The sequence below is a fragment of the Acetobacterium fimetarium genome, assembly GCF_014284475.1.
GTDB lineage: Bacteria > Bacillota > Clostridia > Eubacteriales > Eubacteriaceae > Acetobacterium > Acetobacterium fimetarium.
Window position 1 is genome coordinate 1 of record NZ_WJBC01000033.1, and the last position, 19,353, is coordinate 19,353.

Consider the following 19,353-nt stretch of genomic DNA (forward strand, 5'->3'; position numbering starts at 1 on the left):
ATGCAATAGAATATACAATCGCTTCTTAATTGCATTGTATATATGTACCGATGGCTAGTCGGGATTTTAAGACTGCGGAGTGTTATATCAAATGTTAGTAGTGTGACAAGTCACACAAGGACAGACACCGTGAAACAGTAAACTTCTGGATGTGGACATATTTGTCTATATTTACAGCAGCAGAAAAGAATGAGTGAATTTCGTTATGAACTGATCAAGGAGTGCAAGGATACCGGTGCTCGGGTCGGAAAAATTCATACCAAGCACGGGGTCATTAACACCCCGATTTTTATGCCGGTGGGAACCCAGGCGACGGTAAAATCGATGACATCAGAAGATCTGGTCGAGATGGATGCCAATATTATTCTGGGAAATACCTATCATTTGTATTTGCGACCGGGTCAGGAGATTATGGAAAAAGCGGGGGGGCTTCATAAATTCATGAACTGGAACCGTCCGATCCTGACTGATAGTGGCGGATTTCAGGTGTTCTCGCTGAACGATCTGAGAAAAATCTCTGAAGAAGGCGTTGAGTTTGTCTCGCATCTGGATGGATCCAAACACTTTATGACGCCGGAGAAGTCCATCGACATGCAAAACACCATCGGTGCCGATATCATCATGTGTTTTGACGAGTGCGCGCCGGCCGGCGCTGATTACGAGTACACCAAAAAATCGATGGAAATGACATCAAGATGGGCCAAAAGATGCAAGGATGCTCACAAACGCCCGGATGACCAGGCACTGTTCGGAATTGTTCAGGGCGGAATGTATGATGATCTGCGGGCTCAGAGCGTCAAAGATCTCACAGAAATTGGTTTTCCCGGATATTCCATTGGCGGACTCAGCGTGGGTGAACCCAAGGATGTCATGTACCATATGCTGGATGTCACGACGCCGCTGCTGCCGAAAGACAAGCCGCGCTATCTGATGGGCGTTGGCTCGCTGGACGCTCTTTTCGAGGGAACCATTCGCGGTATTGATATGTTTGACTGTGTGCTGCAAACGCGAATTGCCAGAAATGGCACGGCATTCACCAGCCATGGAAAAATCGTGGTTCGAAATGCGACCTATAAAGAGGATTTCACGCCGGTTGACCACGAGTGCGATTGCTTTGTCTGCCGCAATTATACGCGGGCTTATATTCGCCATCTGATAAAAACCAACGAAATTTTAGGGGCAAGGTTATTGACATATCACAATTTATACTTTACACTTAACACGATGAAGAAAATTCGACAGGCGATAATGGATGATCAATTGTTGGCCTATAAAGAAGCTTTCTTTGAAAAATTTGGTTATACCGAATAAATATGAAGGAGAATGTATATGGGAATTGATTTAACAATGATTCTCCCTTTGGTTCTTGTACTTGTATTTTTCTATTTCTTTATTATCAGACCACAAAACAAACAACAAAAAGAAATTAAAGAGATGCGAACGAATATGAAGCCTGGGGATGAAATCCTTACTATTGGTGGTTTTTATGGCATTGTTTATGCGATTGGCGAAGAAAATGTTACCATCGAATTATTGCCTGATTATAATAAAGCTCTGATCACCAAAGCTGCTATATCTAAAATTGTGAGCGTCGGTGATGCTCCAGAAGCGGAAGAAGAAGTTTTTGAAGAGCTTGATGAAGAACCAACCGTTGTCGATGCAGAATATGAAGAGATCGACGATGAAAACAGTAAAACAAATAAATAAATCATTCTGAAGGGAGTGAACAATTTGAAACACATTAAAATCGTTAAAGAAGGTAAACTCACTGATGTAAAAAACAGAGGATGTGGCGAATGTCAAACTTCCTGTCAGTCAGCTTGTAAGACTTCCTGTACCGTTGGAAATCAAAAATGCAAAAAAACGACTGAGAAATAATTATTCTAAAGCCTAAGGGGCTGTCTCATCAGAGATAGCCCCTTTTGTTATGATTGCAAAAGTGCCGTAAGTTTCGCTGCCGGTTTACGCGAACCACCAGAAGAAATCGCTACGCGAATTTCTTCGAGGTCGCGGGCAGTCGCCAACTACAAGCAAGCTTGTGATTGGCTCATTGCCTTCGCGAATTTTGTACACTGTACGGCGGACAGTCTATCGACTGTTCGCCTACACGTTACCAAATTGGTTGCGAAAACCGACATCAAAACAACTATTGTTCGTGTTTTTAGAGTTTCACAATTGCTGATTGCTATTTAAAATAAGGAGAACAAATGATACATAAATATAAACTTAACGGAATGAATATCGTTCTGGATGTGGATACCAGCACCGTGCTGACGGTTGATGACCTGACTTATGCATTGATGGATGGTTATCCGGAAAAAACAAGAAATGAACTGATCGAGGACTTCGCGGAGAGCTACAGCCGGGAGGAAATCGGGGAATGTCTGGATGAACTGGACAGCCTGAAAGCGGAAGGGCTGCTGTTTACGGAGATCAAGTATCAGAAGGATCATTACGCCAACGGCGATCTGATCAAATCGATGTGCCTTCACGTCGCCCATGACTGCAACCTCAAGTGCAATTACTGCTTTGCCGCTCAGGGGGATTTCGACGGGGAAAAAATGCTGATGCCGCTGGAAGTCGGAAAGAAAGCCATCGATTTTATCGTTACACAGTCCAAAAACAGAGAAAACCTGGAAATTGATTTCTTTGGCGGAGAACCGCTGATGAATTTGGATGTGGTCAAGCAACTGGTCGTCTATGGAAACGAAATGGCAGAAAAGCATCATAAAAAATTCAAATACACCATGACAACCAATGGCGTGCTGCTTGACGCAGAAACCCGGGAATACCTTAATGAAACCATGGACAATATCGTTTTGAGCCTTGACGGCCGCAAGGAAGTCAATGACCGCATGCGACAAACCGTTAATGATAAGGGTTCGTTTGATGTCATCATCAATAATATCAAGGCGATGGCCGAGCTGCGGGGGGATCGCGACCATTATGTCCGCGGAACTTATACCCATTACAACCTTGATTTTTCGAAGGATGTTCAGTTTCTGGCAGAACAGGGTTTTAAGAGTATTTCCGTGGAACCGGTTGTCTCTGAATCGTCTAAAGGATATGCCATAACGGAAGCGGACTTGCCGGTGATCATGGAAGAATACGACAAGCTGGCGCTGTCCTACTTGAAACGTCATGAAGATGGGCTGCATTATAACTTTTTTCATTTCAATGTGGACCTGGATCAGGGCCCTTGTGTTTACAAACGCCTTTCCGGCTGCGGCGCGGGCCGAGACTATGTGGCAGTGACGCCGGAAGGCGATGTCTATCCCTGCCATCAGTTTGTCGGCAATGAGATTTTCAAAATGGGGGACGTATTCAGGGGCATAGAAAACACTGAAATAAGAAAAGAATTTGAAGCCGGAAACCTTCTGGAGAAGGAAGCCTGCACAGAGTGCTGGTGTAAATATTTCTGCGGCGGCGGATGTCATGCCAATGCATACAACTTCAACGGCACCATCATGAAACCGCATAACGTCAGCTGTGAGATTGAACGACGACGGGTTGAAAATGCGATCATGATTTCAATTGTTGAAGAGAGCGAACAGGCATAGAATGTCTTTCTGATGACAGTATTGTGAGCAGTCTTAAGGATAGTAGACTGCTCTTTTTTGACAAGACGTGTTATTTATGATAAATTATGGATATCTACAAAATATACTTTAAAACTTCGAATCAATCTACATCAAATGAACGAATTTTAAATTCTTGATACAACACTCAAATTCATTAATAAACATCCACGGAGGCATAGTTTGGAAAGAAAATCATTAGAGGATTCAACCGTTGTTGAATTGCGCAAGCAGGCAGAGCGTCTGGGTATTGAAAAAACCAGCCGACTCAAAAAAATTGAGCTGATTGATGCGATCGAGGCACTTGAAGAACAAACGCATATCAATCAGGAAACAAAGCAGGATGACCAAGGAAAAGACCCATCATCCGAAGAAAAAAACACAAAGACGAATCAGTCGATGCATCGAAGCGCCAACGGTTTCGGCAATAATGGCAGTAATGGTAATGGAAGCCGTTCGCCTTATTATAAAATCAAAGACTCCATGGATAATGTAGTGGTGGTGGAAGGGATTCTGGAAATCCTGCCCGAGGGTTTTGGGTTTGTAAAAAACGCGGACATGTCAACGAATGAAGATTTCGTTTATATTTCAGGATCACAGATCCAGAAATTCAAATTAAAAAACGGCGATGTGCTGAGTGGCAAAGTTCGCCCGCCGAAATCCGGTGAAAAATATTCGGCCATGCTTTTTCTGGAAAAGGTCAACGGCACCAAGACAGCCGATATTATCCAGAAGATCAACAGCATGCTGTATGTCGATGATAAGAAGGATCTGGACCGGTTCAAGAGCTCACAGGAAGGGATTCTGGATGTGAATCCGGATGGTTTCGGCTTTCTGAGAACCAATCATTATTTGTCCGGGGACAATGATATTTACGTTGCGGCCAATCAGATCCGGCGGTTTAACCTGCGTACCGGGGATAAAATTGTCGGAAAAATCAAGATGACCGGCGAAAATGAAAAGTTTGATGCCCTGCTTTACGTGGAAAAGGTCAACGGGGATATTCCCGAAAAAATAGCCAATCGGCCCCGCTTCGAACAGCTGACACCGATTTTCCCGGAAGATCGGATCACCCTCGAAACGACTCAGGATGTGATTTCAACCCGCATCATTGATCTCTTTTCGCCGATGGGAAAAGGTCAGCGTGGCATGATCGTGGCACCGCCCAAGGCCGGAAAAACGATCCTGCTAAAAGAAATTGCCACCGGTATTACCACCAATCATCCGGATGTTGAACTGATTATTCTGCTTGTCGATGAGCGGCCGGAAGAAGTGACGGATATGAAGCGCTCTGTTGATGCGGATATTGTCTATTCAACCTTTGACCAGCCCGCTGAAAATCACATTAAAGTGGCCGAGATTGTTCTGGAACGAGGAAAACGACTGGTTGAGCAGGGAAAAGACGTGGTTATTCTGGTGGATAGCCTGACCCGCTTGACCCGCGGAAACAATCTGGTGGTTTCACCTTCGGGCAGAACGCTGTCAGGCGGGCTTGATCCGGAAGCACTGTTTTTTCCGAAAAAGTTTTTTGGTTCGGCCAGGAATGTTGAGGAGGGCGGCAGCCTGACGATTCTGGCGACGACGCTTGTCGATACGGGAAGCCGGATGGACGATATTATTTTTGAAGAGTTCAAAGGAACCGGCAATATGGAACTGCATCTCGAAAGAGAACTGGCCGAACGGCGAATTTTTCCAGCCATTAATCTCAACCGGTCAGGAACACGCCGGGAGGAAAAACTCCTTTCGGATGAGGAATTAAAGGTCAGTTTCCATATCCGAAAACTGTACAAGGGAACAACGGCTTTTGATCTGACGGACAAGATTATTTCGATTCTTGAAAAGACGAAGGACAATAAAGCGTTTATAAAAAAATATATTGATAAATTTAATGCATAAAATATTTGATCTTTTAAGAATTGTCTGATATAATGATTCGGTTGATATAATAACGAAGAATAATTAAATAAATAAGAAACGAGGTGGATTCGATGAAAGAAGGCATTCATCCAAATTATGGCAAGTCAATAGTCAAATGCGCATGTGGAAACACATTTGAAACTGGATCAGTTAAACCTGAGCTGAAAGTGGAAATCTGTTCTGCTTGTCACCCATTCTTTACTGGGAAACAAAAGCTTATTGATAGTGGTGGACGTGTTGATCGATTTAATAAAAGATACGCGATTAAAAACGAGTCAGCAGAGTAAAAAAAAGTCGGTTCTTGTAACCGGCTTTTTTCTTGTCTTTAAAATTAAAGATGAAACAAGAGTTGAGGTAAACCAATGGATATAAGAGCGAGTTTGGATAATGGTCGGAAAGCCCTTAATCAGGCTGGAATTGAAAATCCGGGTTTGGAAGCGGAAATAATTCTGAGCGGTGTTTTAGTGCGCGACCGGATTTATTTTTATGCGCATCCCCATGAAGTATTGGACTCAATGAAGGAAAAAGCATATTTTGACGCCATTGAAAGACGGTGTCAGTATGAGCCGGTTGCCTATATACTGGAAAACAAAGAATTCATGGGAATGAATTTTTTTGTCAATAAAAACGTGTTAATACCACGACCGGATACAGAACCGATGGTGGAATATCTCATTAAGTGGCTAAATGCTGATTATCCAAATGGCGCAAAAATCCTGGATCTGTGTACCGGCAGCGGAGCCATCGGGATTTCAATAAAAAAGTTTTATCCTCAGGGAAATGTATCGCTCAGCGATTTTTCCGGGGAGGCGTTGTCGGTGGCGAAAACCAATGCCGATCGTCTGGTGAAAGGTGACCTTACCTTATATGAAGGGGATCTGTTTGAGGCGATTCCGGGTGGTGAGAAATTTGATGTCATTGTTTCAAATCCGCCTTATATCAAAAGGACTGACATGAATGAACTGGCCCCGGATATTTTAAAGTATGAGCCCCATATGGCTTTGGATGGCGGTATTTCAGGATTGGAATTTTATGAGCGCATCATCGCGGCAGCGGGTCTGCATTTGGAAAAAAGCGGACTGCTGGCGCTGGAAATTGGCGATGAACAAATGGATGCAGTTTTCGGTTTATTGAACCGGCATGGTTATAAAAAAATTGCGAAGATCGTTGATCTTGGCGGCCATGTGCGTTGTTTAACCGGGGAAAGCGCTGGAAAATAAAAACAAACCGGCATCATCATAAATTGTGATGACGGCTTCAGAAAATTATGATAGAATGTATAAGCATAATTATGGAAAGAAATAATTAATATACTCATAGCGGAGGTAAGATATGGTATCGGCAGGAGATTTTAAAAAGGGTGTTACGTTTGAAATGGACGGAAACACATTTACTATTATTGAGTTTCAACACGTAAAACCGGGTAAAGGTGCAGCGTTCGTTCGAACGAAAATTAAAAATGTAGTATCTGGAGCAGTGGTTGAGAAATCATTCAACCCGACAGAACGATATCCCAAAGCACAGGTTGAAACAAGAGAAATGCAGTACCTGTATGAAGATGGGGGATTATACTATTTCATGGACAGTGAAACCTATGAACAGATCCCAATGAATCATAATCAGGTTGAAGAAGCATTGAAATTTTTAAAAGAAAATGACAATGCAACGGTTCGTTCGCTTAAGGGTGTACCATTTCAAGTTACACCGCCAAACTTTGTGGAATTGGAGATTGTTAAAACAGATCCAGGATTTAAAGGTGATACGGCAACCGGCGGCAATAAACCGGCAACTGTAGAAACCGGAGCAGTCATTATGGTTCCCCTTTTCGTTGAACAGGGTGATGTTATTCGAATTGATACCCGAACGGGTGATTACATGGAAAGGGTATAAAGATGAAATATATTAATGAAAAAGTTGCTTACACCAAAGGTTTGGTGGATGGTTTAGCATTGGATCAAAGCTCAAATGAAGGCAAGGTTCTGGTACAGGTACTGGATATTCTTGAAGACATTGTCGATGCTTTGGATGGCATAACCGAAGCCCAGGAAGAACTTGAAGAATACGTAGAAATGGTTGATGACGATCTGTCTGATCTGGAAGATTTCCTGATGGACGAAGATGATTACATGGATGACGATGATTTTGACTTTGACGATGATGATTACTATGAAATCATTTGTCCGGAATGCGGCAATGTTTATATTACCGAGTTTGAATCCTTCGAAAACAACTCCGTTGTCTGTCCGGATTGCGGAGCGCCGTTTAAACTTGATGAGGAAATCAACTGCTGCGGCGAAGACGGTTGCGACTGCCATCAGGAAGTTTAATCAGCTCAGGGGGTAGATTAGGATGAAAAAAGAAATGACAAATACGCTGTCCCCGGATCTTAACGATGAAATAATCTATTCAATTGTCAGCCTTGCGGCTACCGGAGTGAATGGTGTGGAGCGTATTTCATTGCGAATCACCGATGAGATCATGGATAAATTGTCTCTTACTACCACAATAAAGGGCGTTAAAATTGGCCGTGAGCCTGAAGGCATGACGATTTGGGTTTATTTGATCATGGAACCGGGTGTTGACATTGTAAAAGTTTCAAGAGAGGTTCAGGAAAAAGTCAAATCGGAAGTTGAATCGATATCTGATTTGCAGGTAGTTGCGGTTAATGTAAGAATTGAAGGTTCTGGTGTCTAGGGGCTGTTTTAACAGCCCCTTTTAACATTAGCCTCTCGGTAATTGCGAAAGTGCCGTGAGCTTTGCGAGCAGTTTCGCACAAACCAATTTTTACACTGTACGGCGGACAGTTCGTTGAACTGTTCGCCTACACGTTACAAAATTGGTTGTGGAAACTACTCGTAAAGCAACAATTGTTCGGTGTTTATGCGTTACGCAATTACCTCTATTAACCACAAGAAGGAGAACAAATGAGTCGAAAAAAAGAAAGGGAATATGCGCTTAAAGGCATATTTCAGTTGGACTTTCATACGGAACCCGCGGATTTTACCGATAGCATCGCCTATTTTCTGGAAGACAATGAGCTGGACATGACTTATGGAAAAGCGTTAATTGATGCAACGGAAGCGCATCTTTCGGAGATTGATGAAATTCTGGATGAGTATCTGAAAGAAACCTGGAAAATTGACCGAATTCCCAAGGTTGAAAAATCAATTTTGCGTCTGGCAATTTGCGAGCTACTCTTTATGCAGGAAAAAGTTCCCTTTGAAGTAGTCATCAATGAGGCGATTGAACTGACTAAAAAATACGGGGATGAAGACGGAAAAAATTACGTCAATGGTATTCTGAATAAAATTGTCAAGGATAGACAAGATGTGCGCCTTTAGTTTAGGAATTGATACCAGTAACTATACGACTTCGGTTGCCTTAGTGGACGAAAAAGAAAACATTATTTATAGCAGGGGCATCCTATTGGAAGTGAAGTCAGGAGAAAGAGGACTTCGTCAATCGGATGCTCTTTTTCAGCATGTGAATAATTTGCCGGTTTTACTGGAAGACATCACACACGGCCGGGAAATCGACGTCATCTGTTGTTCGGAACGGCCGCGGCCGTTGCCGGATTCCTATATGCCGGTTTTTCGAGCTGGTGAATCGCTGGCTAAATCGCTGGCCAGCGTTCTAAATGTCAATCTTTTGAAGGTCAGTCATCAGGAAAATCATATCCGGGCCGCGCTCTACGGCAGCGGTTCACCGGAATTGGAGGATTCCTTCTGCGCCGTCCATTTTTCGGGGGGAACTTCCGAGCTGATCCTGGTGAATAAAGAAAAGATCGGCTACCGCTGCGAGATCATAGCCCAGACGCTGGATTTGAATGCCGGGCAATTGGTCGACCGCATCGGGGTTGCCATGGGCTGTGATTTTCCAGCTGGTAGAGCGCTTGAAGCGCTGGCAGAAAAGGCACTGCAGCACGAGCTGCCCAATGACTGCGTCATCCCCTCGACGATGGCAGGGGCCGATTTTCATTTTTCAGGTCAGGAAAATCAGGCCAGAAACTATCTGAATAAGGGGATTGATCCGGGGGTTGTCGCCTATCAGCTGTTGAAAGCCATTGCCAAAACCCTGGCTAAATCCATCGTGATACTGCAGGAACAATACGCTTTCAAGTCGGTTCTGTTTTCCGGCGGCGTGATGTCAAACCAGATCATCAAAAAGTGCGTTGAAAAGGAATTAAGCCATTCCGGCATCCGCCTGTGTTTTTCACCCGGTGAATATGCAAGAGACAATGCGCTGGGCAATGCCCTGATGGGCATGGATTATTTTAGGCAATTAAGAAACTGCCGTGAGCTGTGATGCCGGTTTGCGCGAACCAATCTGTACACTGTACGGCGGACAGTCTTAGGACTGTTCGCCTACACGTTACCAAATTGGTTGCGGAAACCGGCATCACAGCAACTTGTGTTCGTTTTTTTGAATTTCCACAATTACCTAAGAATATTAAGAAAAGGAGGTGATAGCCGTGGCGAGTGTTAAAATCCTCAGTGTTTCGGAGCTGAACCAGTATCTGAAAACGCTGCTGGAAACCAACAGTCTGCTGAAGAATCTGACCATCCAGGGCGAGTTGTCCAACGTCAAACGGGCGGCTTCCGGACATTTGTATTTTTCACTGAAAGATCCGGGCAGCAAGATCGATTGTGTGATGTTCCGGAATGCGGCAGCCGGGTTGAAATTTCTGCCGAAGGAAGGGCAGCAGGTGACCCTGCGCGGAAGTCTGGGAATATATCTGCCCAGCGGGCAGTATCAGGTGACTGTAAGATCGATGGAGCCGCAGGGGATCGGCGACCTCTTTCAGGCGTATCTCGCCCTGAAAAGCGAACTGGAAGAAAAGGGATACTTTGAACCGGACAGAAAAAAGAAGCTCCCGGAAATCATCAGTCGGGTCGGGCTTGTGACTTCGCCGACTGGGGCGGCGGTTAAGGACATGATTTCGATCATCAAACGGCGAAATCCGCTGATCGATATTGTGATCTATCCCAGTCTCGTGCAGGGCGATGAAGCACCCAAAAACCTGATTCAGGGTATAAGAACGTTCAATGAACTGCAATCGGTAGATGTGATCGTCATTGGCCGTGGTGGCGGCTCCATTGAAGATCTCTGGGCGTTTAATGACAGAAATCTGGCCAAAGCGATTTATGAATCGGATTTGCCCGTCGTATCGGCGGTTGGTCATGAAATTGATTATACCATTTCAGATTTTGTTGCCGATCTGCGGGCGCCGACGCCTTCCGGGGCGGCTGAACTGGTGGCCGAGGAGACGATGAGCATGATGCGGGCGCTGGTGCTGCTAAAGAGCCGAATGGAACAGTCGATGCAGGCCCGAATCACCGCAAACCGGGACGTTTTACTGGGAATGAAAAAAGCGTTCATGCGGTTCCGGCCGCGGGAACGAATCGGTGATACGCGGCTCAGTATCGATGCCATTCAGGAACGAATGAGCCGCTCGATAAAAAGACGCTTAAAAGATGAACGGCGGCAGCTCAGCAATCTTGAGAGCCGCCTGGAAGCGATGAATCCCATCAAAGTGCTCAAAAAAGGGTATGTGCGGGTTACGGATGAAAAGGGGATTCCCGTTGGTTCGGTAGCCGGACTCAATGTTGATCAGCGCATTCATCTTCGTTTTGCAGACGGAGAAGCGGTTGCGAGTATTCAATCCATTAAGGAGAATTAATTATGGCAGTAAAAAAATTGAAAGCTAAAATGAGTCGTCTGGAAACCATTGCCGAATTGCTTGAAGATGACAATCAGGAAATTGAAGCATCGATGAAGCTCTTCGAAGAAGGCATGAAGCTGATCAATGAATGCAATGGTGATCTGGATACCCTGGAAGGTAAAATTACCATCATGATTGACAAGGAAGAAAAGGACTTTGAAGGGAGCGCAGAGTAGTGGGTGATTTCAAATCTGACTTCAAAAATAAAGGCATCGCGATCAATCAGCAGCTGGCGGAAGTGTTTCAGAAAAACATGGACACCCCGGAAGTCATCATCGAAGCGATGAAGTACAGCCTCTTTGCCGGCGGAAAGCGGCTGCGGCCAGTTTTAATGACGGAAACCTGCCGGGCTTTGTGCGGGGATGTTGATGTCATCATGCCGCTGGCGCTGGGCATGGAGATGATCCACACCTATTCGCTGATTCATGATGATCTGCCGGCGATGGATAACGACGATTTAAGACGGGGAAAACCGACCAATCACAAGGTGTTCGGCGAGGCGATGGCGATCCTGGCCGGGGATGCGCTGCTCAATTATGCGGTCGAGACGATGCTACAGGGAACGCAGGGTCTCGACGGCGATATGCTGAGCAACTATCTGGCGGCCATGCGAATTATCATGGGCGCTGCTGGCATCAGCGGCATGATTGGCGGACAGGTGGCAGATATCCTCAGCGAGGAGCGGGTGATCAGTTTGCAAGAAATGGACTACATTCATATGCATAAAACCGGGGCGCTGCTGGAAGCCTGTGTTCAAAGTGGCTGTCTGATTGCCGGCGCAGAGCCGGCTACCCAGGGCCGGTTAATCAGTTACAGCCAGCGGATTGGTCTTGCCTTTCAAATTGTGGATGATATTCTCGATATCGAGGGAAATGAAGCAGACCTGGGCAAACCAATCGGCAGTGATGAAAAGAATCATAAAGCGACATTCGTATCCTTGTACGGTCTGGACGCTTCTAAATTGAAAGCGGCGGAACTGGAAAAAGAAGCTTTAGAGATGCTTAAACCAATTGGTGTGAATACGCGGTTTCTTGAGGATTTAGCGAGCTATATCTGTCATCGTCAAAAATAGTATGTTATAATGACTATTCAGGTGGTGCAGTATTCTAGTCGGCACTATCGATCTTGAAGGCGGGCCTAAAAATCCGTTGAAGGGCATATCGATGAAGTCCCTTGTTTTTGCTTTTGACGCCCAGTTGAGGGCTGATTCAGGGGGTTAAGGAGGATGGGGCGATCCGCAATGGCATGCGGGCGTTGACCCTGCCTCCGTGGAGACCTGTGTAATGCGGGATTAACCTGTGAATGTGTTGGATTGTTCGATACTGAAGCAGCGTAGCCTGCCTTGAGTGGGTTAGGTAGATGAACGGACAGTTTCATAGGCTTTTGGGCCCAAAGTTTTGGAATATTGCTGCTCGAAACCTAATTTGCAAAAGAGGCTAAGGATCGATGGGTGTTGTTGAGGAAAACTCCTAGGCTGTTCGCAAGAGGTATTATTAGGATTATGGTGCACACTAAGTGGTAATTCAGTCCTGTAGCTGGCAACACTACAGAATGCACATAAAGGGAAACCGCTGGAACGGCGACGTTTCAGTCGTGTATTGGGAAATCCTGCTGGACCTAAGTCGCAAAGTTTACTAATAATACTACCACCTCAATTTGTAATTATTTAAGGAATTATGATGTTTCATAGTTCCTTTTATTGTATATGATTAACTACCATGAGCTTCGCTACCGGTTTGCGCGAACCAATGTTGTACACTGTACGGCGGACAGTCTTAGGACTGTTCGCCTACACGTTACCAAATTGGTTGCGGAAACCGGTAGCAAAGCAACTTTTGTTTGGGCTTTAAATATTTCACAATTAATTGTATAATGATGTATAAATAATCATCGTGTCCGGGAGAAAGTCATGAAAAAAAAGTTGTCAAAAAAAGAATTGAAGGATAAACGTCATCGGCGATGGGTGATTATTATTATGATCTCGACGTTTTTTTTAACCATGCTGATCAGCTACATTTCCGATGTGCTATTGTCGAACACACCTATTTTTGTTGCTTTCATCATTTTATTCATTGTTGTTCTAATCGGGGTCATCGGCGATGCGATCGGAATCGCGATCACTGCTGTGACGCTGGAACCTTTTAATGCGATGGCATCAAAAAAAATAAAAGGAGCCAAAATATCGGTGGAACTGGTTAAAAATGCAACCCGGGTTTCTAATTTCTGTGGCGATGTGATCGGGGATATTTGCGGAATTGTCAGTGGAACGATGACGATTACGATTGTCATGCAGCTGGCTGCCTTCTATCCGTTAATGAATGTGGCGTTCATGACACTGATTCTCAGCAGTGTTGTGGCTTGTATAACGGTTGGCGGGAAAGCGCTGGGAAAAGATCTTGCCATGAAAAACGGCACCGCAATCATCCATGGCATAGCAATTGTCATTGCAAGTTTTAGAATCGCACTCAGCGGAAAAGAATAATTATTAAAAAAATATGAGATGTTATGAAAAGAGGAAATTTTGAAAGAACGCTTAGATAAATTATTGGTAAGTCAGGGACATTTTGAAACGCGGGAACGGGCAAAGAAAGCGATTATGGCCGGGCTGGTCCTGGTCAATGAACAAGTGAAGGATAAAGCCGGGGATCTCGTGGATATTGCGGCGACGATCGTGATAAAGGGCAGTGATATGCCCTATGTCAGCCGAGGCGGATTGAAACTGGAGAAGGGGCTGGCGGTATTTGGCATGCCGGTAGCAGAGCGGACATTTATCGATATCGGCGCTTCCACCGGCGGTTTCACCGACTGTCTGCTTCAAAATGGCGCCAAGAAGGTTTATTCAGTCGATGTCGGTTACGGGCAGCTGGATTGGCGATTGCGAAATGATCCCCGTGTTGTTTCTATGGAACGAACGAATTTTCGGTATTTGACGACAGATGTCATTTCAGAAATGGTCGACGGCACCGTTATGGACGTATCTTTTATTTCCATCACGAAACTGATTCCTGCGATCAAAGGGTTTATGAAACAGGGGGCACAGGGAATCTGGCTGATTAAACCCCAGTTCGAGGCAGGACGGGATCGGATCGGAAAAAACGGTGTGGTACGGGATAAAAAAATACACGCCGAGGTTCTGTTGGAAGTGTTGGGAGCCATTGAAAGTCAGGGCTTTACCATCAACGGACTGGATTTTTCACCGATTCAGGGACCCAAGGGAAACATTGAATTTCTCGTTTTTGTGGAAAACACCGAACCGTTTGAAGAAAAAAACTGGAGTCAGACAATTGATTCGGTTGTTACAGCGGCACACGAAAGCTGTCAGAAAAAGAAGCACCCCATTGAGGAATAGGATGAGAAAATTGGTAAATCAGGAAATAAGAGAGATTGGTGTCTATCTGAATATGGAGAAGAAGGACAGCAAGTCTCTGGCAGAACGTTGCATCGCCTATTTAGTGAAACGGGGATTCAAGATTGCCTTGCTGGAAGGGCAGATCAGTTATCAGCATGAGCTGGTTCATTATTATCCCAGCAGTATTTTTTATGAGCAGCCTGATTGTATTCTGGTTCTTGGGGGAGATGGTACCCTGCTGTCAGTTGCCAGAAAATCCTGCTTTTCGTGCATGCCGATTTTTGGAATCAATCTCGGGAAATTGGGCTTCCTGACAGAAGGCGAGGCGGCTCATTATGAGGAGACGTTAAAAAATCTCACGACCGGTCATTATTATATCGAAGAACGGATGATGTTAAGCTGCATCATCACCAGGAAAAATTCCGGGGCGCATGAGTATACCGCGCTAAACGATGTCCTGGTAAAAAGCCGGGGATCGCGCATGATGGAGATCCGGGCATTTGCCAATGGCGCGACAATTGATAAATTTCGCGCCGACGGGCTGATTATTTCAACGGCCACCGGATCGACCGGATATTCATTGGCGGCCGGCGGCCCGGTGGTTTCGCCCCGGGCAAAAGTGATGATACTGAATCCGATCTGCCCCCATCGTCTTCATGACCGGGCCTATGTATTACCGGAAGATGAAGTGATCACATTAGAATTTGGTGAACGGGAAAAAGACATTGTTGTAACACTGGACGGTCAAACCACGGTTTCAATTACACCTGAAGATAAGGTTCAGGTTCAAAAATCCTCTCATTGCACCCGTCTGATTCGGCTTAACGAAATAAGCAGCTATGAACGTTTGAGAATTAAGCTTTTAAGCGATTTTGAAAGTTAAATAGAGATTTGGGGGAGGAAAAGAGAGATGAAAGTATCGCGGCAACTCAAAATTATTGAAATTATCGAGAATAACCTGATCGAAACCCAGGAAGAACTGGCACAGGCGTTGAAGAATCGGGGCTTTACCGTCACCCAGGCGACGATTTCCAGAGATATTAAAGAACTCAAATTAATCAAAGTCATGAGCCACGACGGCATTCAGCATTATGCTCCGCTCAAGGACATCGGCAGTATTTACAATGAAAGGGTCAATGCCGTTTTCAAGGAATCGGTCCTGACCATCGATTTTGTCGATAATATGATTGTGCTGAGAACGCTGCCGGCCATGGCACAGGCCGCGGCGCTAGCCATTGATTCGCTCGAGTGGTCGGAAATTGTGGGAACCATCGCTGGTGATGATACGATTTTTGTTTTAATCCGCAATCGCAACATGATGGAAGAAATTGTTGGCAAATTCAAAAAGTTGATGAAATAGGGGGAGGGCTCTATGCTGAGAAATCTCGTTGTTAATAATTATGCGCTGATTGACCATCTGGCCGTTGATTTCAGCCAGGGTCTGAATGTGATAACCGGAGAAACCGGGGCCGGAAAATCCATCGTGATTGATGCGCTCACCCTGGTGCTTGGCAATCGCGGCAATAAAAACAATATCCGGCAGGGTGAATCCCGGATGACGGTTCAGGGACTTTTCGATATCAGCGGACAAAATAAGCTGATTGAAAAATGCAGGGTATTCGGGATTCCTGACGAAGAAGGTCAACTGATTTTAACCCGCGAGCTGGATGACCGGGGCCGGAATGTATGCCGCGCCAACGGCCTGATTATCACAGTTTCTCAGCTGAAGAGCATTGGCGACGATCTGATGGATATTCATGGCCAGCATGAGCATCAGTCGCTGTTCAAACGTGAAAACCACCGCGAGCTGCTGGATGCATTCGGCGCAGCGGACAACGCGGCGTATCGGAAGCGGATCGCTGATTATGCCAGCGACATCAAAAAAATAACCAATCAGATTGATGAATTGGAAAAAAACGAACGGGAACTGGAACGCGAAAAAGAAAACCTTCAGTTCGAAATCGCAGAAATTGACAACGCTGCCCTGAAAATTGGCGAAGATGAACAGTTAGAAGAAGAAAAGCGCATGCTGGAGAATCGGGAACGGCTTTTTTCCGGCGTGAGTCGAGCCTATGAACTGCTTCAGGGAGAAACAAACGGGCAGCATTCGATTCTCGATGCGATGGGAATGCTGCAGGAAGATATTTCGGAAACGGCAAAAATCGACAGCAGTTTTGAGCAGAAACTGGTAATTATTGATGGCGTGTTCAGTGAGATGGAAAACCTTTCATTTGAAATTCGATCCTATCTGGAAGATATGGAATACAATCTCGGCGATCTGGATGAGATTGAAGCCCGCCTTGGCATCATCGACAGGCTCAAACGCAAATATGGACCGGATATCACCGAAATACTGGCCTATGGTGACGAGATTCGCAGCCGATTGAAGGATCTGATCAATCGGGATGAGCATCTTCAAGCATATTACCAGCAGCTGAAGCAGTTGCAGAATCAGTATCTCAAGGTCAGTGAAGCACTGTATGCGCTGCGGGTTAAATCAGCAAACGCATTAAAAAGCGCGCTTGAAAAAGAATTGAGTGAGCTGGCCATGGAAAAGGTTCAGGTCGAGGTTTCAGTGCAGCATGATACGACGCGCTTTTCTTCCAGTGGACAGGATACGGTGGAGTTTCTGATTTCGGTGAATCCGGGACAACCGCCGAAGCCGCTGGGCAAAGTTGCCTCTGGTGGGGAAATATCGCGAATTATGCTGAGTATCAAAAGTATATTTGGCGGGCTGGATGCCATCGAAACGATGGTTTTTGATGAAATTGACACCGGCATCAGCGGCCGGACAGCGCAGGTGGTTGCGGAAAAAATACAGGCGCTGACCGTCACTCCGCCAGGTGGCCGGCAGATTATCTGCATTACCCATTTGCCGCAGATTGCGGCGATGGCTGATCAGCATTTTATGGTTGAAAAGCGGACGGTTGATGATTCGGTGGAAGTGCGTTTTATCCCCCTTGATGAAAAGGGTAAAAAAGAGGAGCTTTCGCGAATGCTTGGGGGAGCGGAAGTGACCCGAAAAACATGGGAGCATGCCCAGGAAATGCTGGAATTAAGCCAAAAAGTAAAAAAATCAAAAAAAAGCAAAGAGAACAAAATATTGTCTTAACATTTTAGTCGTTATTGGTTAGAATTAAGATTGTTAAAAATATATTTAAGTAAGGAGATATAAATTGGAAAGAAAAGTGCCAATTGGGCTATCAAACAAACACATTCATGTATCACAGGCAGATTTAGAGGTATTATTTGGAAAAGGCTACAAATTAACAGTGATGAAAGATTTATCACAACCCGGACAGTTCGCATGTGAAGAAAAAGTAGACGTTGTGGGACCAAAGGGGAAAATGACAATGCGTATTCTCGGACCGGTTCGACCTGAAACCCAGGTTGAATTGTCAATCGGTGATGGTTTTGCATTAGGACTTAAAGTGCCTCTTAAAAACTCAGGCGATACCGCTGGTACACCTGGCGTCAAAGTTGTTGGACCTGCCGGTGAAGTTGATATCGATCATGGTGTTATTGTGGCAGCTCGACATATTCATATGAGCCCTGAAGAAGGCAAAGCTTTTGGTTTAAAAGACCAGGACGTTGTTTCTGTAAAACTGGATGGACCACGTGGTTTAATTTTTGATAATGTACTGGTACGGGTTAATCCTAATTTCCTTTTGGATATGCATCTTGACGTTGAAGAAGGAAATGCTGCCGGCGCTAAAAACGGTCAGATGGCAACCATTATTTAGTCATGATTGCGCCAGATCCCATTGCTTTTGCCTTCTTTGGACGTGAAGTACGATGGTACGGCATTCTGATTGCCAGTGCTCTGATTATCGGATTATTGATCAGCATCAAACGGTCGAAGAAATACGGAATCGATCCGGACGTCATTTTGGATTTTTTCCTTTTTATGATGCCGGCCGTGGTCATTGGAGCCCGTCTTTATTATGTTGCTTTCAATTTTTCGGATTATGCAGCTCACCCGGCCGAAATTATTGCCACCTGGCACGGTGGTCTTGCCATACACGGCGGGATTATCGCTGGCGTGATCGTGGCAGTTATTCTGTGCAGGGTAAAAAAAGTTCACTTCTTGAGCCTGGCGGATACGGTCATACCGGGTTTGCCTTTGGGACAGGCGATCGGGAGATGGGGGAATTTCATTAACCAGGAAGCTTATGGCGGGCAGACAAACTTGCCATGGGCCATTACGGTTAACGATGCAGTGCTTGGAACAATCCGGGTTCATCCCACGTTTTTATATGAATCAATCTGGGATTTGCTTGTTTTCGGTTTTCTCTTCTTTTATGAAAGCAAACTGAAAAAAGTTGATGGCGAATTGCTGTTCGTTTATCTTGGTTTATACTCAATTGGCCGTTTTTTCATTGAGGGTTTGAGAACCGACAGTCTGATGTTTTTAGGACTCAGAACAGCCCAGCTGATTAGCCTGGCTTTAATCGTCGTTGCCGTCTTCGGACTCACCTATCTGCGAAAAAACGAGAATAAATTTCCAAATTCACTAAAATAAATCGGACCATAAAAAAAGAGCTTATGCTCTTTTTTTATGCTTTTTGCCGGTAGTTTGAATAAGCTTCTTAAATCCGGGTGCTAACTAACAAGCTGGAATTCTAAAACAACGGATCAGATGTGGGGACAATCCATTTGCCGTCGACTGTTTTAGAATTCAAATTTTTAGAAAGCTTCCTGTATAATTTGAATAGGTCAAGGGATTGACAATAAAAAATACCTCAAGTAAATTTAGATTATTACTGACCAGCCAGTTGGTAAAAATC

The 19,353-nt window shown here is 45.0% G+C and carries 22 protein-coding genes; all 22 read left to right on the forward strand.

Features of this window, described 5'->3' with window-relative positions:
* Positions 1-189: 189 nt before the first annotated feature.
* The 22 genes from tgt to lgt all read left to right on the forward strand — a co-directional run bounded on the left by tgt (position 190) and on the right by lgt (position 19,088).
* Entirely contained in the window at positions 190-1,311 is a 1,122-nt protein-coding gene (gene tgt / locus GH808_RS13925) for a tRNA guanosine(34) transglycosylase Tgt (RefSeq protein WP_186843398.1), read from the forward strand.
* A gap of 18 nt (positions 1,312-1,329) precedes the next feature.
* On the forward strand, positions 1,330-1,707 hold the full coding sequence (yajC, locus tag GH808_RS13930; protein WP_207722345.1) for a preprotein translocase subunit YajC: 378 nt from the start codon (positions 1,330-1,332) through the stop codon (positions 1,705-1,707).
* A 24-nt stretch (positions 1,708-1,731) separates the two neighbouring features.
* A complete protein-coding gene (gene scfA, locus GH808_RS13935; protein ID WP_186843399.1) occupies positions 1,732-1,878 on the forward strand; it encodes a six-cysteine ranthipeptide SCIFF in 147 nt (48 codons plus the stop codon).
* Positions 1,879-2,207: 329 nt separating this feature from the next.
* Entirely contained in the window at positions 2,208-3,560 is a 1,353-nt protein-coding gene (scfB, locus tag GH808_RS13940) for a thioether cross-link-forming SCIFF peptide maturase (protein ID WP_186843400.1), read from the forward strand.
* Positions 3,561-3,761: 201 nt separating this feature from the next.
* Positions 3,762-5,474 (forward strand): transcription termination factor Rho, encoded by a 1,713-nt coding sequence (gene rho, locus GH808_RS13945; RefSeq protein WP_186843401.1) that lies wholly within the window; start codon positions 3,762-3,764, stop codon positions 5,472-5,474.
* Between the two features lie 92 nt (positions 5,475-5,566).
* Positions 5,567-5,782, forward strand: coding sequence for a 50S ribosomal protein L31 (gene rpmE, locus GH808_RS13950; protein WP_186843402.1), 216 nt, complete (start codon positions 5,567-5,569; stop codon positions 5,780-5,782).
* Positions 5,783-5,857: 75 nt separating this feature from the next.
* Positions 5,858-6,715, forward strand: a complete 858-nt coding sequence (prmC, locus tag GH808_RS13955; protein ID WP_186843403.1) for a peptide chain release factor N(5)-glutamine methyltransferase — start codon at positions 5,858-5,860, stop codon at positions 6,713-6,715.
* A 112-nt stretch (positions 6,716-6,827) separates the two neighbouring features.
* A complete protein-coding gene (efp, locus tag GH808_RS13960; RefSeq protein WP_186843404.1) occupies positions 6,828-7,385 on the forward strand; it encodes an elongation factor P in 558 nt (185 codons plus the stop codon).
* Positions 7,386-7,387: 2 nt separating this feature from the next.
* Positions 7,388-7,822, forward strand: a complete 435-nt coding sequence (locus GH808_RS13965; RefSeq protein WP_186843405.1) for a CD1247 N-terminal domain-containing protein — start codon at positions 7,388-7,390, stop codon at positions 7,820-7,822.
* 22 nt (positions 7,823-7,844) lie between these two features.
* Positions 7,845-8,189 (forward strand): Asp23/Gls24 family envelope stress response protein, encoded by a 345-nt coding sequence (locus GH808_RS13970; protein WP_186843406.1) that lies wholly within the window; start codon positions 7,845-7,847, stop codon positions 8,187-8,189.
* Positions 8,190-8,419: 230 nt separating this feature from the next.
* On the forward strand, positions 8,420-8,836 hold the full coding sequence (gene nusB / locus GH808_RS13975) for a transcription antitermination factor NusB (RefSeq protein WP_186843407.1): 417 nt from the start codon (positions 8,420-8,422) through the stop codon (positions 8,834-8,836).
* Entirely contained in the window at positions 8,823-9,800 is a 978-nt protein-coding gene (locus tag GH808_RS13980) for a Kae1-like domain-containing protein (protein WP_186843408.1), read from the forward strand. Before nusB ends, GH808_RS13980 begins: the two co-directional genes overlap by 14 nt.
* 166 nt (positions 9,801-9,966) lie before the next feature.
* Positions 9,967-11,175 (forward strand): exodeoxyribonuclease VII large subunit, encoded by a 1,209-nt coding sequence (gene xseA, locus GH808_RS13985; RefSeq protein WP_186843409.1) that lies wholly within the window; start codon positions 9,967-9,969, stop codon positions 11,173-11,175.
* Positions 11,176-11,177: 2 nt separating this feature from the next.
* Positions 11,178-11,393 (forward strand): exodeoxyribonuclease VII small subunit, encoded by a 216-nt coding sequence (gene xseB / locus GH808_RS13990; protein ID WP_186843410.1) that lies wholly within the window; start codon positions 11,178-11,180, stop codon positions 11,391-11,393.
* Positions 11,393-12,289, forward strand: a complete 897-nt coding sequence (locus tag GH808_RS13995; RefSeq protein ID WP_186843411.1) for a polyprenyl synthetase family protein — start codon at positions 11,393-11,395, stop codon at positions 12,287-12,289. The genes xseB and GH808_RS13995 overlap by 1 nt, the downstream gene beginning before the upstream one ends.
* 837 nt (positions 12,290-13,126) lie before the next feature.
* Complete coding sequence (locus tag GH808_RS14000) at positions 13,127-13,699, forward strand: hypothetical protein (RefSeq protein ID WP_186843412.1); 573 nt, start codon at positions 13,127-13,129, stop codon at positions 13,697-13,699.
* A 39-nt stretch (positions 13,700-13,738) separates the two neighbouring features.
* Entirely contained in the window at positions 13,739-14,566 is an 828-nt protein-coding gene (locus GH808_RS14005; protein WP_207722346.1) for a TlyA family RNA methyltransferase, read from the forward strand.
* A 1-nt stretch (position 14,567) separates the two neighbouring features.
* A complete protein-coding gene (locus GH808_RS14010; protein WP_186843413.1) occupies positions 14,568-15,449 on the forward strand; it encodes an NAD(+)/NADH kinase in 882 nt (293 codons plus the stop codon).
* Between the two features lie 27 nt (positions 15,450-15,476).
* A complete protein-coding gene (locus tag GH808_RS14015) occupies positions 15,477-15,926 on the forward strand; it encodes an arginine repressor (protein ID WP_186843414.1) in 450 nt (149 codons plus the stop codon).
* 12 nt (positions 15,927-15,938) lie between these two features.
* The gene (gene recN / locus GH808_RS14020; RefSeq protein ID WP_186843415.1) at positions 15,939-17,678 is read left to right on the forward strand and encodes a DNA repair protein RecN; all 1,740 of its coding nucleotides are present in this window, start codon (positions 15,939-15,941) and stop codon (positions 17,676-17,678) included.
* A 64-nt stretch (positions 17,679-17,742) separates the two neighbouring features.
* Complete coding sequence (gene pduL, locus GH808_RS14025) at positions 17,743-18,309, forward strand: phosphate propanoyltransferase (RefSeq protein ID WP_186843416.1); 567 nt, start codon at positions 17,743-17,745, stop codon at positions 18,307-18,309.
* A 2-nt stretch (positions 18,310-18,311) separates the two neighbouring features.
* Positions 18,312-19,088, forward strand: coding sequence for a prolipoprotein diacylglyceryl transferase (lgt, locus tag GH808_RS14030; protein WP_186843417.1), 777 nt, complete (start codon positions 18,312-18,314; stop codon positions 19,086-19,088).
* The last annotated feature ends 265 nt before the right edge of the window (positions 19,089-19,353 follow it).